Genomic DNA, 19,087 nt, shown 5'->3' on the forward strand with positions numbered 1-19,087 from the left:
TTTGAAATTAAAGAAAAATTAGAACGAATTTTTATCGAAGTTAAATTTCAAGTGTAAAAAAATAAAATTTGAAAGAAGCCTATAAAATTTTACAGACTCCAATTTTTAAAACAGCTTAATCCTATTAAAATTAACCAAATCAATATCTTATTTAACCGCCATAGACAATAATAATGACAATATTAAAATTCATCAAAAAAAAATATGTTGAGGAAGTTCAAATAACAGTTATAAAATAAAATCAATACAAAAACACTACTTCCCTGTCAATTATCAAAATTAAATTTAAATACCAAACGAATTAACAATCTATTTTTCAAGATAAAATAAGGTTATTAATACTAAAAAGAACGGCGAATAATTTTACAAGTTTTAAGATTTAATTTAATTTTAAGCGACAGTATTTTCATTATAAATGATAGATTCAAAAAATCGTCGCATATTTGATGATAAGATATACATGATTAGAATGATTATACGAGATAAAATGAGAAAAAAATTAGAATAAGCAATGTTTGTCCAAATCAGCAGGATTTAGAAACATTGCCCCAAGCATCGTTCAAACAGATATGAAAAATCTATTTAATTTTAATGCTTGCACTTTTAGTTACTTTTTTATAGTAAGTATTACCTTTATAGGTTACAACAGCTTTATAAGTACCTTTTTTAGTTAATTTGGTAATTTTAAAGGTTGCTTTACCTTTGCTATTAGTTTTAGCAGTATAGGTTTTACCTTTTACTTTAATAGTAACTTTAGCGCTTTTAATAACTTTATTTTTATTATTTTTCAAGACGATAGTGTACTTTTTGGTTTTTACAGTACGTTTAAATGTTTTTGCTTTAGCAGTTATTTTTGGAGTTCCTTTAGTAACTACTACTTTAGCATCTTTCACAGATTTATCAAAAGCAGTATCGCCTGCAAAGGTAATTGTTGCAGGATAGGTTTGTGGTTTTAAATTGCTTGGAATTGTAATTGAGAATTGACCTGCAGAGTCAGTAACTCCACTATAGGATTTATCATTTAATACAATATAAACAGTTTTACCACTTACAGGATTAGTTTCATAATCTCTTAAAGTAATAACCAAATCTTTGCTGTTTCCATAAACAACACTGACATCGTTTGCATAAAGTACAGTTGAAGATTTAATACCGAATATTGCCTTTTCCACATTTTCAATAATCTTCATAATTTCAGTAATGTTAATGATTTTAGAGATATTGAAATCTTTGATAATATTACTGATTGTATTGATAAGATCAGTAATGTTAAATATTTTTGTAATGTTATTTAAGAAAGCATCAATATTCAATTTATTAAATAACTCAGTAAAGTTCAAATCATTTAAAAATCCAGAAATATTAAAATTATCGAATAATGCAGTGAAGTTTAAACCATTTAAGAAACCAGAAATATTAAAATTATCGAATAATGCAGTGAAGTTTAAACCATTTAAAAATCCAGAAATATTAAAATTATCGAATAATGCAGTAAAATTCAAATTATCCAATATGCTAGTAATATTCAAATTATTAAATAACTCAGTAAAGTTGAAATTATCTAAAAATTCAGTGAAATTCAAACCATCCAAAAATGAAGTAAAGTTGAAATTATCTAAATAATCAGTAATATTAGATAAACCAGTGATATTCAATTTATTAAATAAGTCTGTGAAGTTGAAATTATCTAAAATGCTAGAAACATTCCAATTATTTAAAAAGTTAGTAATATTAAAACCACTCAATAACTGAGTAAAGTTCAAATTATCTAAGAAACCAGAAATATTCCAACCATCCATTAAATTAGTAAAGTTTAAACCATCTAAGAAACCAGAAACATTCCAAATATTAAATAACTCAGTAAAATTCAAATCATTCAATAAATCAGTGAAATTCAAATCATTCAATAAATCAGTAAAGTTTAAACCATCGAAGAAACCAGAAACATTCCAATTATTAAATAACTCAGTAAAATTCAAATCATTCAATAAATCAGAAATATTCCAACCATTCAATAAATCAGTGAAATTCAAACCACCCATTAATTGAGTAAAATTGAAATTATCCAAACCAGTTAAATTCAAACCACTCATTAATTGAGTGAAATTGAAATTATCCAAACCAGTTAAATTCAAACCACTCATTAATTGAGTGAAATTGAAATTATCCAAACCAGTTAAATTCAAACCACCTACTAAATTAGTAAAATTAAAATTAAACAAGTCTGAAATATTTAAACTTACAACATCATTAGATCCACTGTTTATAACAGTAATATCTTGTGGAACACCAAGAACATCATCCGCATTAGCTTTGATAGGAACGGATTGGATTTCTTCGGATTTTTTATCATCAATGATGTCTACATTTGTACCATCCGCATTATTATCAGTTGATTGATTATTTACATCATCAGATATGATTTCTTCATCTATATTTTCCACATCAGTTGTCAATGATTCTCTTCCCAAATCATTCGTATCATCGACAACTATCTGATCATCAATATTGGAATTTGAAATTGAAGAAATTGCACCGGTAGTGAAATTGTCACTATCTGAAGCACTTACTGCACTAACAGCAAGCAAAGAAATAAATATAACTGAAAGTATAAACATATATTTTCTCATATAAATTATTCCCCCATATTTCTTAAAAATCTAAAATAATCTATAAACAATATTAATTGAATATAATATTTAGATAATTTAATATTTTTTAAAACAAATATAAAAACTTTTTTTAAAAAAAACAAACAATTCTGCTAAAAATATTTTTCAATATTTAGTTTTTCGGCGAAAAAAAATTGAAAATTCCTTATATTAATGTTAAATTTAATATACTGCTAAAACTAAATCTTATTATTATTATATTATCATAAAGGATTAGTGAAATATATTATTTTGATAAATTTAATATATTTGTTGTAACTAATTTTTATATGAGCATTAGAGAAAAAGTGTAAGGATAAATTATCATGTCAAGTATGAGCAGTGTTGCAGGATTATCCAAATTTATTAAAACACTTCCAAAAACTAAATATTCAATCATTGGAATGATTGTAATTAGTTTTGTTATGAGCAGTTGTTATTATCTGATTGAACAAACATCAGGTAATGGAATACTAACTGACATAATATTCGGAGGCCTGTTTGGTTTATTTGTTTATGGATTTCCTTCAATAATGAGTGGTGCGCTTAACCAACAAGCAATAAGTGCTTTTAATGGAATAAATTTAAAAATAAAACATTCAATGTTTTTATCCGGTCTTTCCATGACCTTTTTAACATTAGTAATTATTATCGGAGGAATTATCACAGTAATTACTAAATGGGAATTATTTTTAAATTCAATGTTATTCGGCTGTGTATTAATTTACGGATTCAATACACTAGTATTTTGGGCAACTTCAAAAGTTAGATTTTCAGTTGCAGCCACAGTAGGTTTAATCCAGCCTGTTCTTATATTAGCCATGTATATCCTAATTGATTTTTTAGTTGCTGACACAAGTTTTATGGGCTCAGAAATATTGCAGATAACTTTAAAAGCAATAATTGCTGCTGTTATATTTGTATTAGCGATTTATGCATTTATTAAGGTCATTGCATCTCCATTCAAGAAAAATTTAGGCATAGGCGTATTGGATTTATTGAGTCTGTTTATTGCACATATGAATGAAGGATCAAATTTACTTGAAGGCCAGTTTGAAAACATGAGTGAAGCTATTGATACAGTTGTCACATTCGTCAGTTTTAAAACGCAACAGGGAATTAAAGCATTATTCATTTCACCATCAGTTCACCCCGGACCTCTTGGAGATTTAGGTGGTTCAAATATGCCTACAATTCTTGCAAACAGATTTGATCATTTCACAATGGTAGCTCATGGCCCATCAACACACGATTTTAACCCAATTGCAGTTTCTGAAATAGATAAAATTGAGAATACCGTGAAAAAAGGCCTAAATCATGTAGACTATTCCGAATATGGAAGTAAATTTTTAAGATACAAATATGAAAAAGCCAACATAGGCGTGCAGTTCTTCAATAACGGAATGGTAATCTTGTCCACATTCGCCCCTGAGGCAGTGGATGATATTGAATTTGGTGTTGGACTTACTATGATGGCTCAAAGTAGAAGCAGATGTAATGTCAACGATTCCATTATTGTAGACTGCCACAATTCATTTACCGCTGAAAGTGGAGAAGTGCTTCCAGGAAATGCTGAGGTGTTCCATCTTATTGGAGTCATTGATGAAATCAATCCTAATCAAGAAAAATTTGACATCAAAGTGGGCTGCTATGAAAATAACATGGACACCCTTGATAAACAGGAAGGAGTAGGTGAAAGCGGTATCAAAACAATGATTGTTGAAGTTGACGGTCAAAGAGCAGCATATATCCTATTTGATGCCAATAATATGGAAAAAGGATTCAGGCAAGAGATTATCGATGCTATAAAAGATTTTGAAATCGATGAAATTGAAGTGATGACTACAGATACCCATACTGTCAATACTATTTCAAGAGGCTACAATCCAATTGGTATAGCAAAACGAGAAGAAATCATTGAATATGTAAAAGAAAGTATTGTAGAAGCAATAAATGATTTGGAAAAAGTTGAAGTTGGAACTGGAACTGAAAAAATAGAAAATCTTATTACATTCGGTCCTAAAAATTCAACCGAACTAATATCAACAATCAGTTCAGTTGTGGCCGTCAGTAAAATAATAGCTCCAGTTTTGTTAATTACTTCATTATTAATAGTATTTATGTGGATTTTCTTTGGCGGATTATAAATACATCATAAATAATGTATATGAAATAACCCAAGTAAAGAAAAATGGTGAAATTCCATCCCATAACCATTGGGAGAATCCTGAAATTTCCTCACCAGCCATTTTTTGACAGAATTGTCCAATAAAATACAATATGATTGCTGCAACTATAAATGCGGCGATGTCATTTTTAAATCCAATCCAACCCTTGGACAGGACTGTAGAAATAAAAGCTGCAATAAGAGCAAAAACAATATGAATACTTGTAACTTTAATAGTTGTGTCCATTTATATCCTCCATAATTAAATATATTAATATAATTTTAGTGATTATAATATATTAAAGTATTGATTAATAAAGGTGTTTTTTATGAAATCTATGTCAAACGTAGATGTTTATACAATAAGTGATGAATTGAATAAAATGTTAAGTGGTGCCCGGGTCGATAAGTCATTCCAACCAACCAAAGATATTGTTGTAATGAGATTTCACGTTCCGGGAACCGGAAGAGTGGATTTGGTAATGCAATGCGGTTCCAGAATACACACCAGCCAGTATCCTCTTGAAAATCCTACCACTCCTCCCAGCTTTCCAATGCTTTTAAGAAAAAGAATAAAGGGAGCTCATGTCGACAGCATTAAACAGCATAACTTTGATCGTGTAATTGAAATTAAAGTTAAAAAAGATAAATATTACACAATCATCGTGGAATTATTTGATAAAGGAAATATCATTCTTTTAGATGAAGACAATAACATCATACAACCCCTTAAAAGAAAACAGTTAAGTGACAGAGACATTAGTTCCAAAAGAGAATATCAATTTCCCGAAGAAAGAGGAATTAATCCAATTAGTGTAAATGAGGAAGAATTTAAAGAACTGTTCATTGAAGACAGCGACATTGTCAGAACACTTGCGAGAAATGGATTGGGCAGTTTGTATGCCGAAGAAATCATTGCAAGAGCAAACAATATCGTCCCTGTTGATAAAAACACACTTAACAGTGAAGCAACAGAAGAGCAGATTTCCGCATTATATAAAGGGCTTGAAGACTTATTCAATAATTTAAAAAATGACTCAATAAAACCGCAAATTGTAAAAAAAGACACCAAAGAAGATGTAGTCCCATTGGATTTAGTAAAATATAATGATTTTGAGAAAACCAATTTCAAATCATTCAATGAGGCATGCGATGAATTTTATTCCAAAAAAGTAAACACTACCATAAAAGACATTAAAGAATCAGCATGGAATAAAAAAGTAAACAAGTTCGAAAAACGATTACGTTTACAACAAGAAACACTTGATAATTTTAACACTACTATCGAAGAAGGTCAACATAAAGGAGAGGTTATTTATTCTAATTACTCCACCATCGAAAACATTATTAATGTTGTAAACACAGCAAGGAGTAAGGACTATTCTTTTAAAGAAATTGGAAAAACCTTGAAAAAAGCTAAAAAAGACGGCATGCAGGAAGCTCAAATCTATGAATCCATTGATAAATTAGGTGTTTTAACTTTAAAAATAGATGACACTTCATTGATTATTGATCCAAAGTTAACAATTGCTGAAAATGCTGAAACTTATTATGAAAAAGCTAAAAAAGCAAAACGTAAAACAAAAGGTGCTCTGATAGCAATTGAAAATACTAAAAAACAACTGGAAGACATCAAATCTAAAAAAGACATTGCCATGGAAAACATTTCAACACCTAAAAAGAGAGTTAAAAAGGACCTCAAATGGTATGAAAAGATGAGATGGTTCATCAGTTCAGAAGGCATTCTGGTTGTTGGCGGTCGTGATGCAAACAGTAACGAGAATGTTGTAAAAAAATATTTGGAACCTAATGATATTTATTTGCATGCAGACATACACGGTGCATCATCAACTGTTATAAAATTAAGTGGTAATGATTTAAATGACAATATCCTTAAAGAATCAGGAGAGTTTGCAGCATCATTTTCATCTGCTTGGTCAAAAGGTTTCACATCCCAAGACGTATTTTGGGTTCATCCTGACCAAGTTTCAAAAACACCTGAGGCTGGAGAATTTTTAGCCAAAGGGTCATTTGTCATAAGAGGCCATAGAAATTACATCAGAGGTGCAAGAGTAAAACTCGCTATCGGAATTGTTGATTATGAAGGAAAAAGAATAATGGCCGGACCAATTGATGCAATGGAAGCCCACTGTGAAAATTTTGTTGTTTTAAAACCAGGATTTACAAAAAAAGAAGCAATAGCTAAAAAAATAATCAATAGAATAAATGAGGATGACTTACTCACCCTTGATGACATTATAAGAGTACTTCCATCCGGAAAATGTGACATCGATGAAGAATACCATGAGCGAAAAAAATATGAAAAATATTAATCCTGATAATCTTCAGGATTAAATTCAAAATATTCATCAGGATTCATTACCACAACATCAATGTTGGGATTGAACTGACTAACAAAGTTTGCAAATATTGCAGGGTCCTGTTCTATAGGCGGGAATGTATTATAATGCATTGGAATAACTACTTTTGGATTTAACCACATGGAAGCAAGAGCTGCTTCAAATGGACCCATAGTGAATTTATCACCAATAGGAATCAAAACAACATCCGGTTTGTAAATACTCCCAATAACATCTTTCATATCACCAAAAAGGCCTGTGTCTCCGGCATGGAATATTTTTGTACCGTCTTCAAAGGTTATTAAGAAACTGGCGGCACTTCCACCAGGAACAGTTTCTTCAACAATATCAATATCTGATGAATGTTTTGCATCAAGCATTGTAAATTTAATATTTCTGAATATAAATGATCCGCCAATATTTACACTAATGTTTCTAATACCTTGTTTAGATAAAAAGAGTGATATTTCATGGATACATGCTATTGGTGCATTAGTACTGTTGGAGATTTCTAAAGCATCACCAAAATGGTCAGAATGTCCATGTGTAAGTAAAATAATATCAGGGTTTAATTCTTCAACGGGAACTTGACAAGCAGGGTTATTGCTTATAAACGGATCAATCAATATTTTTACATTATCATCGCTAATGATTTCAAAGGCTGAATGACCTAACCATCTAATTTCCATTATGCAGCACCTCCTATAGCATCAATAATGATATTTTCATCTAAATTTGATGCAATATTCCATGTTTTTTCAAAATCAGCCCTAATGTTTGAAATGGAAATTCTATCATCATATATTGCACCATATTCAAATTCATCAGGTCCCTCTGAAATAATCATTGCATAGGAATCATCAGTAATTAAATTAACGCTATGAACCTTAGGGACTGTTTTAATATGAACTCCCTGTTTTAAAAGAGAAGAAATTAAAAACATGTAGGACATGTCTGAAACATCAAATTCATCAATGATTACTCTGGAATATATTGTTGGAACATGAGATAAAAATCTGTCGGACAAATCAGTCAATGAAGGAATTTCCAGCATAATTTCTTTATTTACATTGATAGCTAACTGATCAAATGCTTCCTGTGAAGATAAAAGTCCAGTATCAGAAATTATACAACTTTTAAGTGCTTTTGGAACTGGTAAACTTTCAGGATTATTGACATCGATTTTAATATCCCTATTTTGAGCAACTTCTGGAGCAACTTGAGTTTGAGTATCTACAACACCATGCTGAGGAACAATCGGTTCTTCTTCAGGTTCGGAAAGTACTTTAATAATTTCATCAGATTTATCATTTTCCTCTACAAATTGAGGAACTTCTTCTACAAAATAACTTCCACTACGTCTTTTAGGAGACCTAGTCACTTTCATTGGTTTTCCATAATGAGGGGTGAACTCTAACTGTCTATCAAAATTGACTTCTGCTTCTTCCTGTGGAGCAATATTTAAAACAGATTTGGTATCATCATAAACGTAGTCATCTCTTAAATATTGACTAGTATCAGATTCTCGGTAATCATCCAATACCAAATCATCGTATCCCCCATCATCATAATCATCATAATTTCTTTGAACTCTTAATGAATTTCTATTTTCTTTTGATTTCCTATTCAATTTATTGAATCTTGGAGCATTCATTTCATCTGACTTCAAAAAGTCTTTCAGCATATTTGTGGTTCTATCAGCATTATATTCAACAAAATAGCTAACAATTAGAATTATTCCTACGATTGAAATGATAAGGCCCACTATCAATAAAATATCCAGTAAGTTATAAACACTTGTCTCATATGCTATGAGAACACCAATTACAAATAAAATAAAACCGGAAACTAATTTTATAGTATTTCCCATATTGTCACCCTTATAATTTATTAATCACTCTATTATTTTAACTATTATAGAATATCTACAACACCATTAATAAATCTAATGGAAAAAAAGACAAAAAAACGCTGAAAAAAATATATTTAGTAATACTTTTTTATAAAATAGTAATATTAATATATGAAAAAAACAAACAGTATATTGGTGAAAAACTATGAAAAAAATAAAACCATTCATCAATGAAAACTCAGGCCAAGGGGCCGCAGAATATATACTCCTTTTCGGAGGAGTAATAGTAATTGCTTTACTAGCTCTTACCATATACAGAACATATATGGAAACAAGTGACACCAGCTTAAAAGCAAAAGACGACATCATGGACGTCAGGAATACGATTCTTGACAACAGAACCCATGTGTAAAAAAATAGATAACAAAGGGCAGGGAAGTGCTGAATTAATCTTAATTGTTGGCGGATTAATCGTAATTGTGCTCTTTGTTGCAAGCTACATGTCCAACATGACTCAAAAAATGCAAACAAACATACATAATTTCTTAAAAGTAGAAAGAGATTATTTAATAAATAAAATTTGAAAATAGAGAGAAATCTCTATTTTCCACTTAATATTGTATTTAAGATTTCAGCCCATGAATCAGAATTAATATTGGTTAATTTCATATCTGTTCTAGTTAAGATTCTGATATTTTGAGGACATGCAGTTACACAAGCCCCACATAAGTTACAGAAGTCCAAATTAGTAACAGATTTTCCATTTTCAATATTAACTGCATTACATGGACAAACATCCAGACAAGCATGGCAAGATTCACCTTTACAAATCTTACCTTCTTCCATATTTTCTATTAATTCTAGATTACCTTCAAATGGTTTAGTAATTGTGATTGCATTAACTGGACAAATATCAGAACACCATGAACAATTTACACAGGATTCTTCGGAAATAAATGTTTTTCCAGTAATTTCCGGAACTTTAATTTCATCAATTAACATACAAGTAGAACAAATTTGTCGGATAGCTGATTCCGGACAAATCCTTTTACAAACTCCGCACTGAACACATTTAGAAAGATCAACTTCAATTGAATTATTAAGCAAATCTACACTGGATAAAGGTTCGTTTTTAATTATTATAGCTTCAGCCGGACATAAATCTGAACAGAAACCACAATAAATACATTTATCTTTATCTATGTCAATTTCACCCCTTATCAATGATACAGGGTCAGGAAGTTTTCTTTCAAAAAGAATTGAATCACTCGGACATACTGAATAACATCTACCGCAATAAATGCACTCTTCGTCATCAATGTTTGTTTCAGTTTCCCAAAACGGATAATTGTCCATTTTTTTAATTTTGTCATGATTAATTTCTAATGACAATGCACCGAAAGGACAAGCAACAGAACATAAACCGCAATATACGCATGAATCTTCTGTTATTGAAACCAAATCCATTTCAATTAATCCTCTTGCAATAGGAACAATGGGACCTAATCTTAAAGAAGAAGTAGGACAAACATCCACACAAATCCCACATCCTACACAATTTACATCTTTGTAATGTAATTTACGATGTTCTTCGCCATCTCTCTCAATACTAAACATAAAACCACCTAAGCTTTAGAGATGGCTTGATTTGGACAATTTTGAATACATAAGTCGCAGTCATCACAATTTTCAGGTACTATAGCGACATCTCCATTTTCTTCAATGATAGCACCCTGTTCACAAAGTTTTATGCATAATCCTTGCACAGGACAATTATCAATATGTCCACACAAATTAGAATCTATTTTTACTGCCATATAACCACCTTATTGTGTAAAAAATCTTAGCCCATATATTATTATTTTAAATAATTGATATTATCTCCCTTTTGATTAATTTCACCACTACGAATTCGAGTTGATGAAATAGGTGTACCATCATAGGCTAGAACAAAACTAACCACAACAATATCAATAGGATCCATACCTTTAGAAACTCTAATCTCATTTATCTTCATTGCAGTAGGCTCAGTTTCTTCACTAACAACAATAGCGTCAAAATCCTCATCGTAAATGGTGGTTCCATAGGGATCATCTAACGGAACTATTACAAAATTAGATTTATCCTTAAAAAAAGTTTTAAGATTCCTCATTCTCTCCGTACAAGGATCTATATCACCTTTTAAACCGCCGAATGCGTCGGAAGTTACTCCAATTTCAATATTATTAGCTATTTCAAAAGCAGTAGATAATAATTTTTTATGACCATTATGAAATTTGTCAAAAGTTCCACCAACAGCCACTTTATTATATTTCTTGGAATTCATAATATTGTCCTAAATTAGTTTCTGTTTAAATGTATATTAGAACTATTATAAATTATTAGCTATAAAAAAAAAGAAAAAAAAGAAAAAAAATAAAAAAATAGTAAATTTAAAATGCAATACTTGGATAATAACCTTTAAGGCTATATGAATCAGCATTCCAATTTACTACGTTTCCAAACGAGTTCCTTGAACTTGTAGCGTCACTAACAACCCATGTGTTCCCGATTAAAACTTGAGTCCAAACATGACCATATGTACCACTTGTGAAAGTACAAGTTCCATGCACATATCTTGCAGGTAAACCTGCAGTTCTATACATTGCAACAAGCAAATGTGAATGGTCTACACAATTTCCACTTCCAGCCTCTAAAGTTCCAACGGCACCATATTTAGTGTCATAATAGAAACTATAAGAGATTGCATCACGCACATAATTGTATATTGCCGTAGCTTTAGCTTTATCTGAAGTAAGACCCTCTGTTAACTTAGTAACTAACTGCTTAATTTTAGCGTTGTTAACTTGACAGTTTGTTGAAGCAGCCAAGTACGCCGCCAAATCACTAATAGTGTTTTTAGAGTTTAATTTACTAGTTAAACTTGAATCACTTAAAGATGTAATTTCCACTTGTGATGGCATGACGCCTTCATCATCATAATATGCAACAACACGAGCGAATGCATAAACTAAGCCCTTATAACCTATATCTCCTAAACTGGAGCTTACGAAATTAGGCATTTGACCATTTGCGTTTGCAGTTTTTACAACATCTTTAGCAACAGCTAAATAATCTTCTAAATTACCCATATCAGAAGCTTCACCTGCTTTAGCTGGGTATTTTATTGTTTTTAAATAAGCATAATCTGAATTTTTACCAGAACTTAATTTTATAATAGCATTAGAAGCCACATATAAATAAGTAGCGGTAGAAATTTCAATTTTATCAATCTTAATTTTTGATGGCAATTTACTGTTATCCAATACATAATTTTTTACATATTGGGAAGCTGAAATAACTTGCTTTAATGTCAACTTATGGATAACATGAATTGTTCTTGTTCCTGTACTGGAGTCCTGAGCAAAGTGAACCTTATGATTTCCAGGAGATGCTTGTCCCAAAAAGACTTTAGCAATACCGCTAGAATCTGTTTTTCTGGTGTATTTTTTACCTTTAAATGTAAATTTAACAACAGCACCTTTTACTATTTTATTTTTAATATCTGTTACTTTAACAGAATAAGTAACACCATTACCATTTGCAACATAAAGGTCTTTAGCAGTGAATTTTGTTCCATTGACTACAACCTTCTTATTTACTGCACTGGATTTATAATAGCTACTTGAAACATAAGATTTTATAGGATAATTACCTGGAGTGCAGGTTATTTTTAATTTAGCAACACCCTTGGAGTCTGTCTTTTTAGTGTATGTTTTACCATCAATAGTAAATTTGACCCCTACATTTTTAACAACTTTTCCAGCTGAATCTTTAACGGTTGCCTTATACATTGAACCGTCCCTATACTTCATCACCAAGTTTCCGGCACTTATCTTAAGTGTAATTTTATTAATTACAAGATTTTTAGATCCGTAATTATATCCACTAGATCCAGGTGAGGAATAGGAATAATTAACTTTATAAGTACCCGGTTTTAAATCGCTTAAATCCAACTTAGCAATACCATTTGAATCTGTTTTAACACGAGATACTTTATCGTTTACAGTGAACTTAATTGTCTTTCCAGATAAAACATTTCCCTTATTGTCTGTTAGTTTAACAGAAAATTGGGATCCATCCTTATAAGTCATTGTTAAATCTGAAGCAATAAGTTTATTGCTGGCATATTTAACAACAATTGTACCGGATGAAGAAGAGGCATTTAACCCAGTATTTCCTTTGAAAGTATAGGTTATGTTGTAAGTACCCCTTTCTAGACCAGGAATAACAATTGATGCTTTCCCAGTAGAGTCTGTTGTAGCAGTTACAGTTTTACCACCATAAGAGAAGTATACTTTAGCATCTTTAACAGGACTGCCATGAGCAGTAGTTAAATTAACCTCATATGAATATTCATTTTTCATAAGGATATACGCCTTAGATTTACCTGCAATATTAGTGTTATCTTTATTGACAACTAATGTATTGTTCAATTTTTCATCTGTATACGGATTAGTTGTTGTAATTGTATATTTACCAGGATTGAGTTCTGCTTTAAACTTTGCAACCCCATTTATATTGGAAGTAACTGTATATTTTTTACCACCAACATTAAATGTAACTTTAGTATATGATAATCTTTCATTATCTTTCCATAAAGTTGCAGAGTAATAAGTAGAATCACCATAATACTTTGTCAAATCGTTTCCAGTTACTGAAGATAAAACTTTAACATTTTTTGTAAGAGATTTTGAACTGTAATTACCACTGCCAGCATAGGTAACTGTAACAGAGTAAGTTCCTACAGCTAAAGCTGCAGTTTTGACAGTTGCAATACCATCTTTATCAGTGTTAGCTGAATAAGTTTTACTGTTAACTTTTAAAGAAATTTTTTGATTGCTTAAAGCTTTACCTGTACTGTCCTGCAAAGTTACCTTGAAATATGTAGCAGACTTACCGTAGTGTGTATTGGACACAGACAATTTAGTTGCCATTGACTGGGAAAGTGTATCATCATTGGATGAAACACTCAAAACAGACGGGTGATCTGCCACAGATAAGTTTTCATCAGCATCATTTGCAAGACCTAATACTTGTTCCCCATTATCCTCATAATAAGAATCCCCCCTGCTTATCAAAGAGTCATCTTTAGGATAATCTTCTAAATTATCATCATGAGAATTAACTATATTAGTTTCTGAGATAGAAACCTCGTTAGAAACTTCTAATTTTTCTTGAGATAGTGAATTCACACTATCAGTAGTTAAATTTGAATCTTCTGTAATTGAAGCATTTGTAATTTCCGCTGCACATGTAGCTCCCAGAGCAACAAAAAACATTAGCGCAATAGAAATTAAAAACGCTTTATTTTTTATCGAAATTTTTCCACCTCTTGGTTCTCATTACGAAAATTTTATAGTAAAATATGATTATACTAAAATATAGTATTTCATAATGAGTGGATAAAGATATATTTTAATATTATTTAAATGTTTTTAAAACTTAAAAATTTGAAAATCGAATTAAAATTAACTAAATTGGCTAAAAAAAGTAGAAATCATATATAAAATTAAAATAAAAGAACATTTATATTGAAATAAAGTAAGATAAGATTAAATAGCCTAAATTAAAGTTAAAATTTTTAAAGAACGATGAAATATGAAATTTTAATATAATATTGTGTTTTATAACCTATTAATCAATATATAATAGTTATATAAAAATTAAATAAAATTTTGTCCGCCATTGGAAAAACAAATTAACTTTAAGGAATTGTAGTTGAATTAAAGAATTATATTCAAAATTGTTGATTATATGATTTACGAGAAAAATACGTTCATAAAAAACCATAAAAATGTAAATATTCGCTTTGGATTATCTTATCCAAATATCTATAAAACTGCAATGTCATCTTTGGGTTATAATATTTTATACAATCAAATCAATGAACGAGAAGACACATGGTGTGAGAGAATAATTTTTCCAAATGAAAAATCACTAGAATCAAACACCCCTGCAAAATATTTTGATATTTTAAGCTTTACACTGCAATTTGAAGAAGATTATGTGAATGTACTTGAAATCCTTAAAAAATCAGGCATCCCTTTAAAAAGAAAAGACCGTAAAAGCGAAGATCCGTTAATCATTGCTGGAGGACCATGCCCCACCGCAAATCCGATGCCATTATCTGATTACATTGATTTATTTATTATCGGAGAAGGGGAAAATATAATAAACCTGCTTTTAGATAAATTTAAAAGTTCAGGGAAAGATTTAAAGGATTATCTTGAAATGCCTGGAATATATATTCCAAAATACAACAACAAAACAAAAATATGTCTTGTTAATGATATGAATAATGCATATCATATCTGCCAGCCAGTAATAAGCAAAAGCAATGACGAAGACTACCAGACTGTTTTCAACAACACAATCATGCTGAATGTTTCAAGAGGCTGTACACGAGGCTGCAGATTTTGCATGGCAGGATATCTATACCGCCCAATGAGACAGGCCAATTATAAAAAATTAATTGATATCGCAATTGAAAATAGAAATAAAACTGGTTTAAACAAAATTACATTAATAGGAGCCGCCGTTTCTGATTATAGGGATTTGGAAAAACTGACAGAAGGTCTTGAAAAAGAAGGATTTCAGATTTCAACACCATCCCTTAGAATCGAATCAATTACAAGGTCCACTTTGGAAACCTTAAAAAGAAGCGGTTTAAAAACAATTACCTTGGCTCCGGAGTCTATTGATAAATTAAGAAAAGTAATCAACAAAGACATAACTGACGAAAAAATCTTTTCTGTAATAAAAAATGCTGTAGATTTGAATTTCAAGATTAAATTATATTTTCTAATAGGAATACCTAATGAAAGTATGGCAGACATTGAAGAATTGATTGAATATATGAAAAAAATAGCAAATATGCACACCAGCATAAAAAATGTGAAATTCAGTGTGAATCCAGTAATTCCAAAACCTCAAACTCCTCTGCAATGGGAAGAATATGACTACAAGGACATTAAAACTAAAACCCGATTAATAAAAAAAGAAATGAAAAAATACAACATTAAATGTGAAAGTCCAAAAAAAGGTTTGATTCAATATATATTATCTTGCGGAAACAGAGATGTTGGTGAGATTATTGAAAAGTCACTGACAAAAAAACCTACAATGAAAGACTGGAAGGAACTGACTCCGAAATATGATATTGAAGATGAACTTCCATGGACAATGATAGATGTTGGTGTAAGTGAGAGATTTTTAAAAACAGAACATAGAAGATTAAAAACATTAAAACAAACCCCATGGTGTGAAACATCAACATGCTACAATTGCGGGTCTTGTGAATAATTACTAGAAAAAAATATTTTTACTATAATATATTATATAATTTTAAGTGAGGTAACGTTATGATTAATCCAGCAAAAAGAACAAACTCAATTGAATTATCTGAAATTAGAAAACTATTCGAAGTAACAAATCCCGATGCAATAAACTTGGGAATTGGTGAACCTGACTTTGACGTTCCGGAAAACATCAAAGAAGCTATGAAAAAATCAATTGATGAAAATGAAACTCATTACACTTCAAATAAAGGAATAATTGAATTAAGAGAAGAAATTGTTAAAAAATTCAAGAAAGATAATGGAATCAAAACAAATCCTGAAAACATTATTGTGACTGTTGGAGCCAGTGAAGGATTGTTTATGTGTGCTCAGGCATTCATTGAAAAAGGAGATGAAGTAATACTTCCGAATCCTAGTTTTCTATCATATGAGGCATGTATTAATCTGGCTGGAGGAACTGTCGTTCCAGTAGACTGTAAAATGGAAAATGAATTCAAGTTAAAAGCAGATGATGTGGCTGAAAAGATTACAGAAAACACAAAAGCAATCATGTTGAATTCCCCTTCAAATCCAACAGGAGCAGTTATGGAAAAAGAAGATATCAAAGCACTGGCTGATTTATCAATGGATAAAGACATACTGATAATTTCTGATGAAATCTATGAAAAAATAATCTATAACAAAAAACATTATTCAGCTGGAAAATATAGTGATAACGTAATTACATTAAACGGCTTTTCAAAAACATATGCAATGACCGGACTTAGAATCGGTTATTTGAATGCAAACGAAACATATAATGAAGAATTATTAAAAATCCACCAATACAATAACGCATGTGCAAGCACAACATCACAAAGAGGAGCTTACGAAGCTTTAACTGGCCCTCAAAATGAAGTTGAAAGAATGATTAAAGAATTCCAAAGAAGAAGAGACTTGATTGTTTCTAGATTGAATCAAATGGGATACGAAACTGTCAATGCAGAAGGAGCATTCTATGTATTTCCTAAAATTGATGATGAAGATTTCGTAGCCAAAGCAGCAAACGCAGGAGTAATATCCGTTCCAGGCGTTGCATTTGGATCAAACGGAAAAGGTCACGTTAGAATGTCTTATGCAAATTCCTATGAAAATATTGAAAAGGCAATGAATATATTGGAAGAGCGTGTTGTTAATGGATGAAATGCGCCAAAAAGGCGGTAAAAAAGCAGTAACAATAGCGATAACTGCAAACTGCATAATGACTGTGCTAAATATTGCAGTGGGAATATTGTCCGGAAGTTATGCATTGGTATCCGAAGGAGGGCATACATTTTCTGATGTTGTCACTTCAATTATTGCTTATATCGGTTTTTATACAGGACAAAAGCCTGCAGATGCAGAACATCCCTTCGGACATGGCCGGGCAGAGGCAATTAGCGGACTCATTATAGTAATTTTTTTAGTAATTATAGCTTGGGAAATAATGCAAGGCGCATTTATGAAAATATTATACCCCTCAACAATAACCGTTCCGGACGCATATGCTGCAATAATGGCTGTTGTTGGAATACTAGTTAATTTAATGGTAAGCGAACGCATAATTAGAATAGGTAAAGAAATAAATAGCCCTGCGATTGTCGCTGATGGAAAACACCAACAAACCGATATTTATTCCTCAGTTGCAATATTGGCAGGAGTAGTTGTTTCAAATATGGGATTTCCAATACTGGATCCGATTGTCGGATTTATTATAGGCATTCTAATTTTAAAAACCGCAGGAGAAATCCTAATAGAAAATGTCAATAATATAATGGGAAAACTTCCATCAACCGAAATAATAGATGAAATTAAAAGCATTGCAGAAAGCACTCCCAATGTTTATAATGCACATAATATTAAAGTTGATTATATGGGAGCATACGCTACAGTAATTTTACATGTTGAACTTGATGGAAACATGAAATTAACTGATGCCCATAAGATATCCCATACCGTAGAAAACAAAATTGTCAATGAAATACCTGAAATAAAATATGCATCAGTTCATACCTGCCCAATAGGTCTGAAATATGAACATGAACAAGAATTAGATAAATAAACGCCGGGACCGGGATTTGAACCCGGGTGGTCGCATGACCATCGGATTAGCAGTCCGACGCCGTACCAGGCTGGGCCATCCCGACATGTAAAAAAACAGTATAATAAATTATATGTAATAACTTATTTATAAACTTAATTATTTTTATTAAATGGCATGTTCAAAAGTGGACCAATCTTAAAAATATAAGTGATCTAAAAACCCAACTCCACCCCGGGATTCTACAAGCATTGAATGTTAATAGTAAAGCTGCTCCCTTCCGGGCCTGACCCGTTCCTATACCTAAGATGACTGATTTTTACCCTCCAGTAAAAATTTCACCACCACCAATCCTGTAGGACGAGGTTTCTATGTTGTTTTTCTAGGCCTACATTCTCTTGAAAAGCCGCCTTTTGAACTTCGACTGCACCAAAGGGGGTGTGTGCTTACAGAGGACCCCTAACCCTCCAGTCTAGCCAGTAATAATATATAGCTTTAATAATATATAAAGGTTATCAAAAAATTAGTTACTAGAAACAAAAATTATTACTGAAAATTAAAATAATATGGGTAAAATTCAATTTCTAGAAAAAAATAAAATTATAGTAACTAACTAAAAAATGTTAAAAATAGAAAATAAAAAATAAAAATAAGTAAA

The 19,087-nt window shown here is 30.9% G+C and carries 15 protein-coding genes, 1 tRNA gene and 1 other RNA gene; 7 read left to right on the plus strand and 10 right to left on the minus strand.

The window, feature by feature from the left end:
- Positions 1-578: 578 nt before the first annotated feature.
- Positions 579-2,630 carry a hypothetical protein gene (locus QZU75_RS09470; RefSeq protein ID WP_296883280.1) on the minus strand — a complete coding sequence of 684 codons (2,052 nt, stop codon included), beginning with the start codon at positions 2,628-2,630 and terminating at the stop codon, positions 579-581.
- Positions 2,631-2,977: 347 nt separating this feature from the next.
- On the opposite strand from QZU75_RS09470, the gene QZU75_RS09475 reads away from it, so the two are divergent.
- Entirely contained in the window at positions 2,978-4,798 is a 1,821-nt protein-coding gene (locus tag QZU75_RS09475) for a DUF2070 family protein (RefSeq protein WP_296883281.1), read from the plus strand.
- Here the strand turns inward: QZU75_RS09475 and QZU75_RS09480 are convergent.
- Positions 4,793-5,065: a hypothetical protein gene (locus QZU75_RS09480; protein ID WP_296883283.1), complete on the minus strand. Its 273-nt coding sequence runs from the start codon at positions 5,063-5,065 to the stop codon at positions 4,793-4,795. The two genes, QZU75_RS09475 and QZU75_RS09480, sit on opposite strands and share 6 nt — an antisense overlap.
- A gap of 82 nt (positions 5,066-5,147) precedes the next feature.
- Between QZU75_RS09480 and rqcH the strand changes: the two genes are divergently transcribed.
- Positions 5,148-7,151, plus strand: coding sequence for a ribosome rescue protein RqcH (gene rqcH, locus QZU75_RS09485; protein ID WP_296883284.1), 2,004 nt, complete (start codon positions 5,148-5,150; stop codon positions 7,149-7,151).
- Here the strand turns inward: rqcH and QZU75_RS09490 are convergent.
- Complete coding sequence (locus tag QZU75_RS09490) at positions 7,148-7,867, minus strand: metal-dependent hydrolase (RefSeq protein ID WP_296883286.1); 720 nt, start codon at positions 7,865-7,867, stop codon at positions 7,148-7,150. The genes rqcH and QZU75_RS09490 overlap by 4 nt on opposite strands.
- The gene (locus QZU75_RS09495) at positions 7,867-9,048 is read right to left on the minus strand and encodes a hypothetical protein (protein WP_296883288.1); all 1,182 of its coding nucleotides are present in this window, start codon (positions 9,046-9,048) and stop codon (positions 7,867-7,869) included. The genes QZU75_RS09490 and QZU75_RS09495 overlap by 1 nt, the downstream gene beginning before the upstream one ends.
- A gap of 187 nt (positions 9,049-9,235) precedes the next feature.
- On the opposite strand from QZU75_RS09495, the gene QZU75_RS09500 reads away from it, so the two are divergent.
- Positions 9,236-9,442: a class III signal peptide-containing protein gene (locus tag QZU75_RS09500; protein ID WP_296883290.1), complete on the plus strand. Its 207-nt coding sequence runs from the start codon at positions 9,236-9,238 to the stop codon at positions 9,440-9,442.
- On the plus strand, positions 9,420-9,614 hold the full coding sequence (locus QZU75_RS09505) for a class III signal peptide-containing protein (RefSeq protein ID WP_296883291.1): 195 nt from the start codon (positions 9,420-9,422) through the stop codon (positions 9,612-9,614). Before QZU75_RS09500 ends, QZU75_RS09505 begins: the two co-directional genes overlap by 23 nt.
- Positions 9,615-9,630: 16 nt before the next feature.
- On the opposite strand, the gene fwdF is transcribed toward QZU75_RS09505, so the two are convergent.
- From fwdF to QZU75_RS09525, 4 genes are all read right to left on the minus strand, one after another.
- Entirely contained in the window at positions 9,631-10,647 is a 1,017-nt protein-coding gene (gene fwdF / locus QZU75_RS09510) for a tungsten-dependent formylmethanofuran dehydrogenase subunit FwdF (RefSeq protein ID WP_296883292.1), read from the minus strand.
- Between the two features lie 8 nt (positions 10,648-10,655).
- On the minus strand, positions 10,656-10,847 hold the full coding sequence (locus QZU75_RS09515) for a 4Fe-4S binding protein (RefSeq protein ID WP_296791750.1): 192 nt from the start codon (positions 10,845-10,847) through the stop codon (positions 10,656-10,658).
- Positions 10,848-10,888: 41 nt separating this feature from the next.
- The gene (locus tag QZU75_RS09520) at positions 10,889-11,356 is read right to left on the minus strand and encodes a phosphopantetheine adenylyltransferase (protein WP_296883294.1); all 468 of its coding nucleotides are present in this window, start codon (positions 11,354-11,356) and stop codon (positions 10,889-10,891) included.
- Between the two features lie 106 nt (positions 11,357-11,462).
- On the minus strand, positions 11,463-14,351 hold the full coding sequence (locus tag QZU75_RS09525; protein ID WP_296883296.1) for an Ig-like domain-containing protein: 2,889 nt from the start codon (positions 14,349-14,351) through the stop codon (positions 11,463-11,465).
- A 475-nt stretch (positions 14,352-14,826) separates the two neighbouring features.
- Here QZU75_RS09525 and QZU75_RS09530 point away from each other — a divergent pair, with 475 nt between their 5' ends.
- Genes QZU75_RS09530 through QZU75_RS09540 form a run of 3 tightly spaced genes read left to right on the plus strand, consistent with a single transcriptional unit; the run spans position 14,827 to position 18,450 of the window.
- Positions 14,827-16,374, plus strand: a complete 1,548-nt coding sequence (locus QZU75_RS09530) for a radical SAM protein (protein ID WP_296883297.1) — start codon at positions 14,827-14,829, stop codon at positions 16,372-16,374.
- 59 nt (positions 16,375-16,433) lie between these two features.
- Complete coding sequence (locus QZU75_RS09535) at positions 16,434-17,552, plus strand: pyridoxal phosphate-dependent aminotransferase (RefSeq protein WP_296883298.1); 1,119 nt, start codon at positions 16,434-16,436, stop codon at positions 17,550-17,552.
- A complete protein-coding gene (locus QZU75_RS09540; RefSeq protein WP_296883300.1) occupies positions 17,545-18,450 on the plus strand; it encodes a cation diffusion facilitator family transporter in 906 nt (301 codons plus the stop codon). Before QZU75_RS09535 ends, QZU75_RS09540 begins: the two co-directional genes overlap by 8 nt.
- 1 nt (position 18,451) lies before the next feature.
- Here QZU75_RS09540 and QZU75_RS09545 read toward each other — a convergent pair.
- A tRNA-Ser gene (locus tag QZU75_RS09545) sits at positions 18,452-18,535 on the minus strand.
- A gap of 63 nt (positions 18,536-18,598) precedes the next feature.
- Positions 18,599-18,912, minus strand: an RNA gene (gene ffs / locus QZU75_RS09550) — signal recognition particle sRNA.
- Positions 18,913-19,087 lie beyond the last annotated feature (175 nt).

Source organism: uncultured Methanobrevibacter sp. (genome assembly GCF_902764455.1).
Taxonomy (GTDB): Archaea; Methanobacteriota; Methanobacteria; order Methanobacteriales; family Methanobacteriaceae; genus Methanocatella.

Excerpts from the sequence above, each read along its gene's own strand:
- QZU75_RS09470 (WP_296883280.1), bottom strand. The coding sequence starts at position 2,630 with ATGAGAAAATATATGTTTATACTTTCAGTTATATTTATTTCTTTGCTT.
- QZU75_RS09475 (WP_296883281.1), top strand. The coding sequence starts at position 2,978 with ATGTCAAGTATGAGCAGTGTTGCAGGATTATCCAAATTTATTAAAACA.
- QZU75_RS09480 (WP_296883283.1), bottom strand. The coding sequence starts at position 5,065 with ATGGACACAACTATTAAAGTTACAAGTATTCATATTGTTTTTGCTCTT.
- rqcH (WP_296883284.1), top strand. The coding sequence starts at position 5,148 with ATGAAATCTATGTCAAACGTAGATGTTTATACAATAAGTGATGAATTG.
- QZU75_RS09490 (WP_296883286.1), bottom strand. The coding sequence starts at position 7,867 with ATGGAAATTAGATGGTTAGGTCATTCAGCCTTTGAAATCATTAGCGAT.
- QZU75_RS09495 (WP_296883288.1), bottom strand. The coding sequence starts at position 9,048 with ATGGGAAATACTATAAAATTAGTTTCCGGTTTTATTTTATTTGTAATT.
- QZU75_RS09500 (WP_296883290.1), top strand. The coding sequence starts at position 9,236 with ATGAAAAAAATAAAACCATTCATCAATGAAAACTCAGGCCAAGGGGCC.
- fwdF (WP_296883292.1), bottom strand. The coding sequence starts at position 10,647 with ATGTTTAGTATTGAGAGAGATGGCGAAGAACATCGTAAATTACATTAC.
- QZU75_RS09515 (WP_296791750.1), bottom strand. The coding sequence starts at position 10,847 with ATGGCAGTAAAAATAGATTCTAATTTGTGTGGACATATTGATAATTGT.
- QZU75_RS09520 (WP_296883294.1), bottom strand. The coding sequence starts at position 11,356 with ATGAATTCCAAGAAATATAATAAAGTGGCTGTTGGTGGAACTTTTGAC.
- QZU75_RS09525 (WP_296883296.1), bottom strand. The coding sequence starts at position 14,351 with ATGTTTTTTGTTGCTCTGGGAGCTACATGTGCAGCGGAAATTACAAAT.
- QZU75_RS09530 (WP_296883297.1), top strand. The coding sequence starts at position 14,827 with ATGATTTACGAGAAAAATACGTTCATAAAAAACCATAAAAATGTAAAT.
- QZU75_RS09535 (WP_296883298.1), top strand. The coding sequence starts at position 16,434 with ATGATTAATCCAGCAAAAAGAACAAACTCAATTGAATTATCTGAAATT.
- QZU75_RS09540 (WP_296883300.1), top strand. The coding sequence starts at position 17,545 with ATGGATGAAATGCGCCAAAAAGGCGGTAAAAAAGCAGTAACAATAGCG.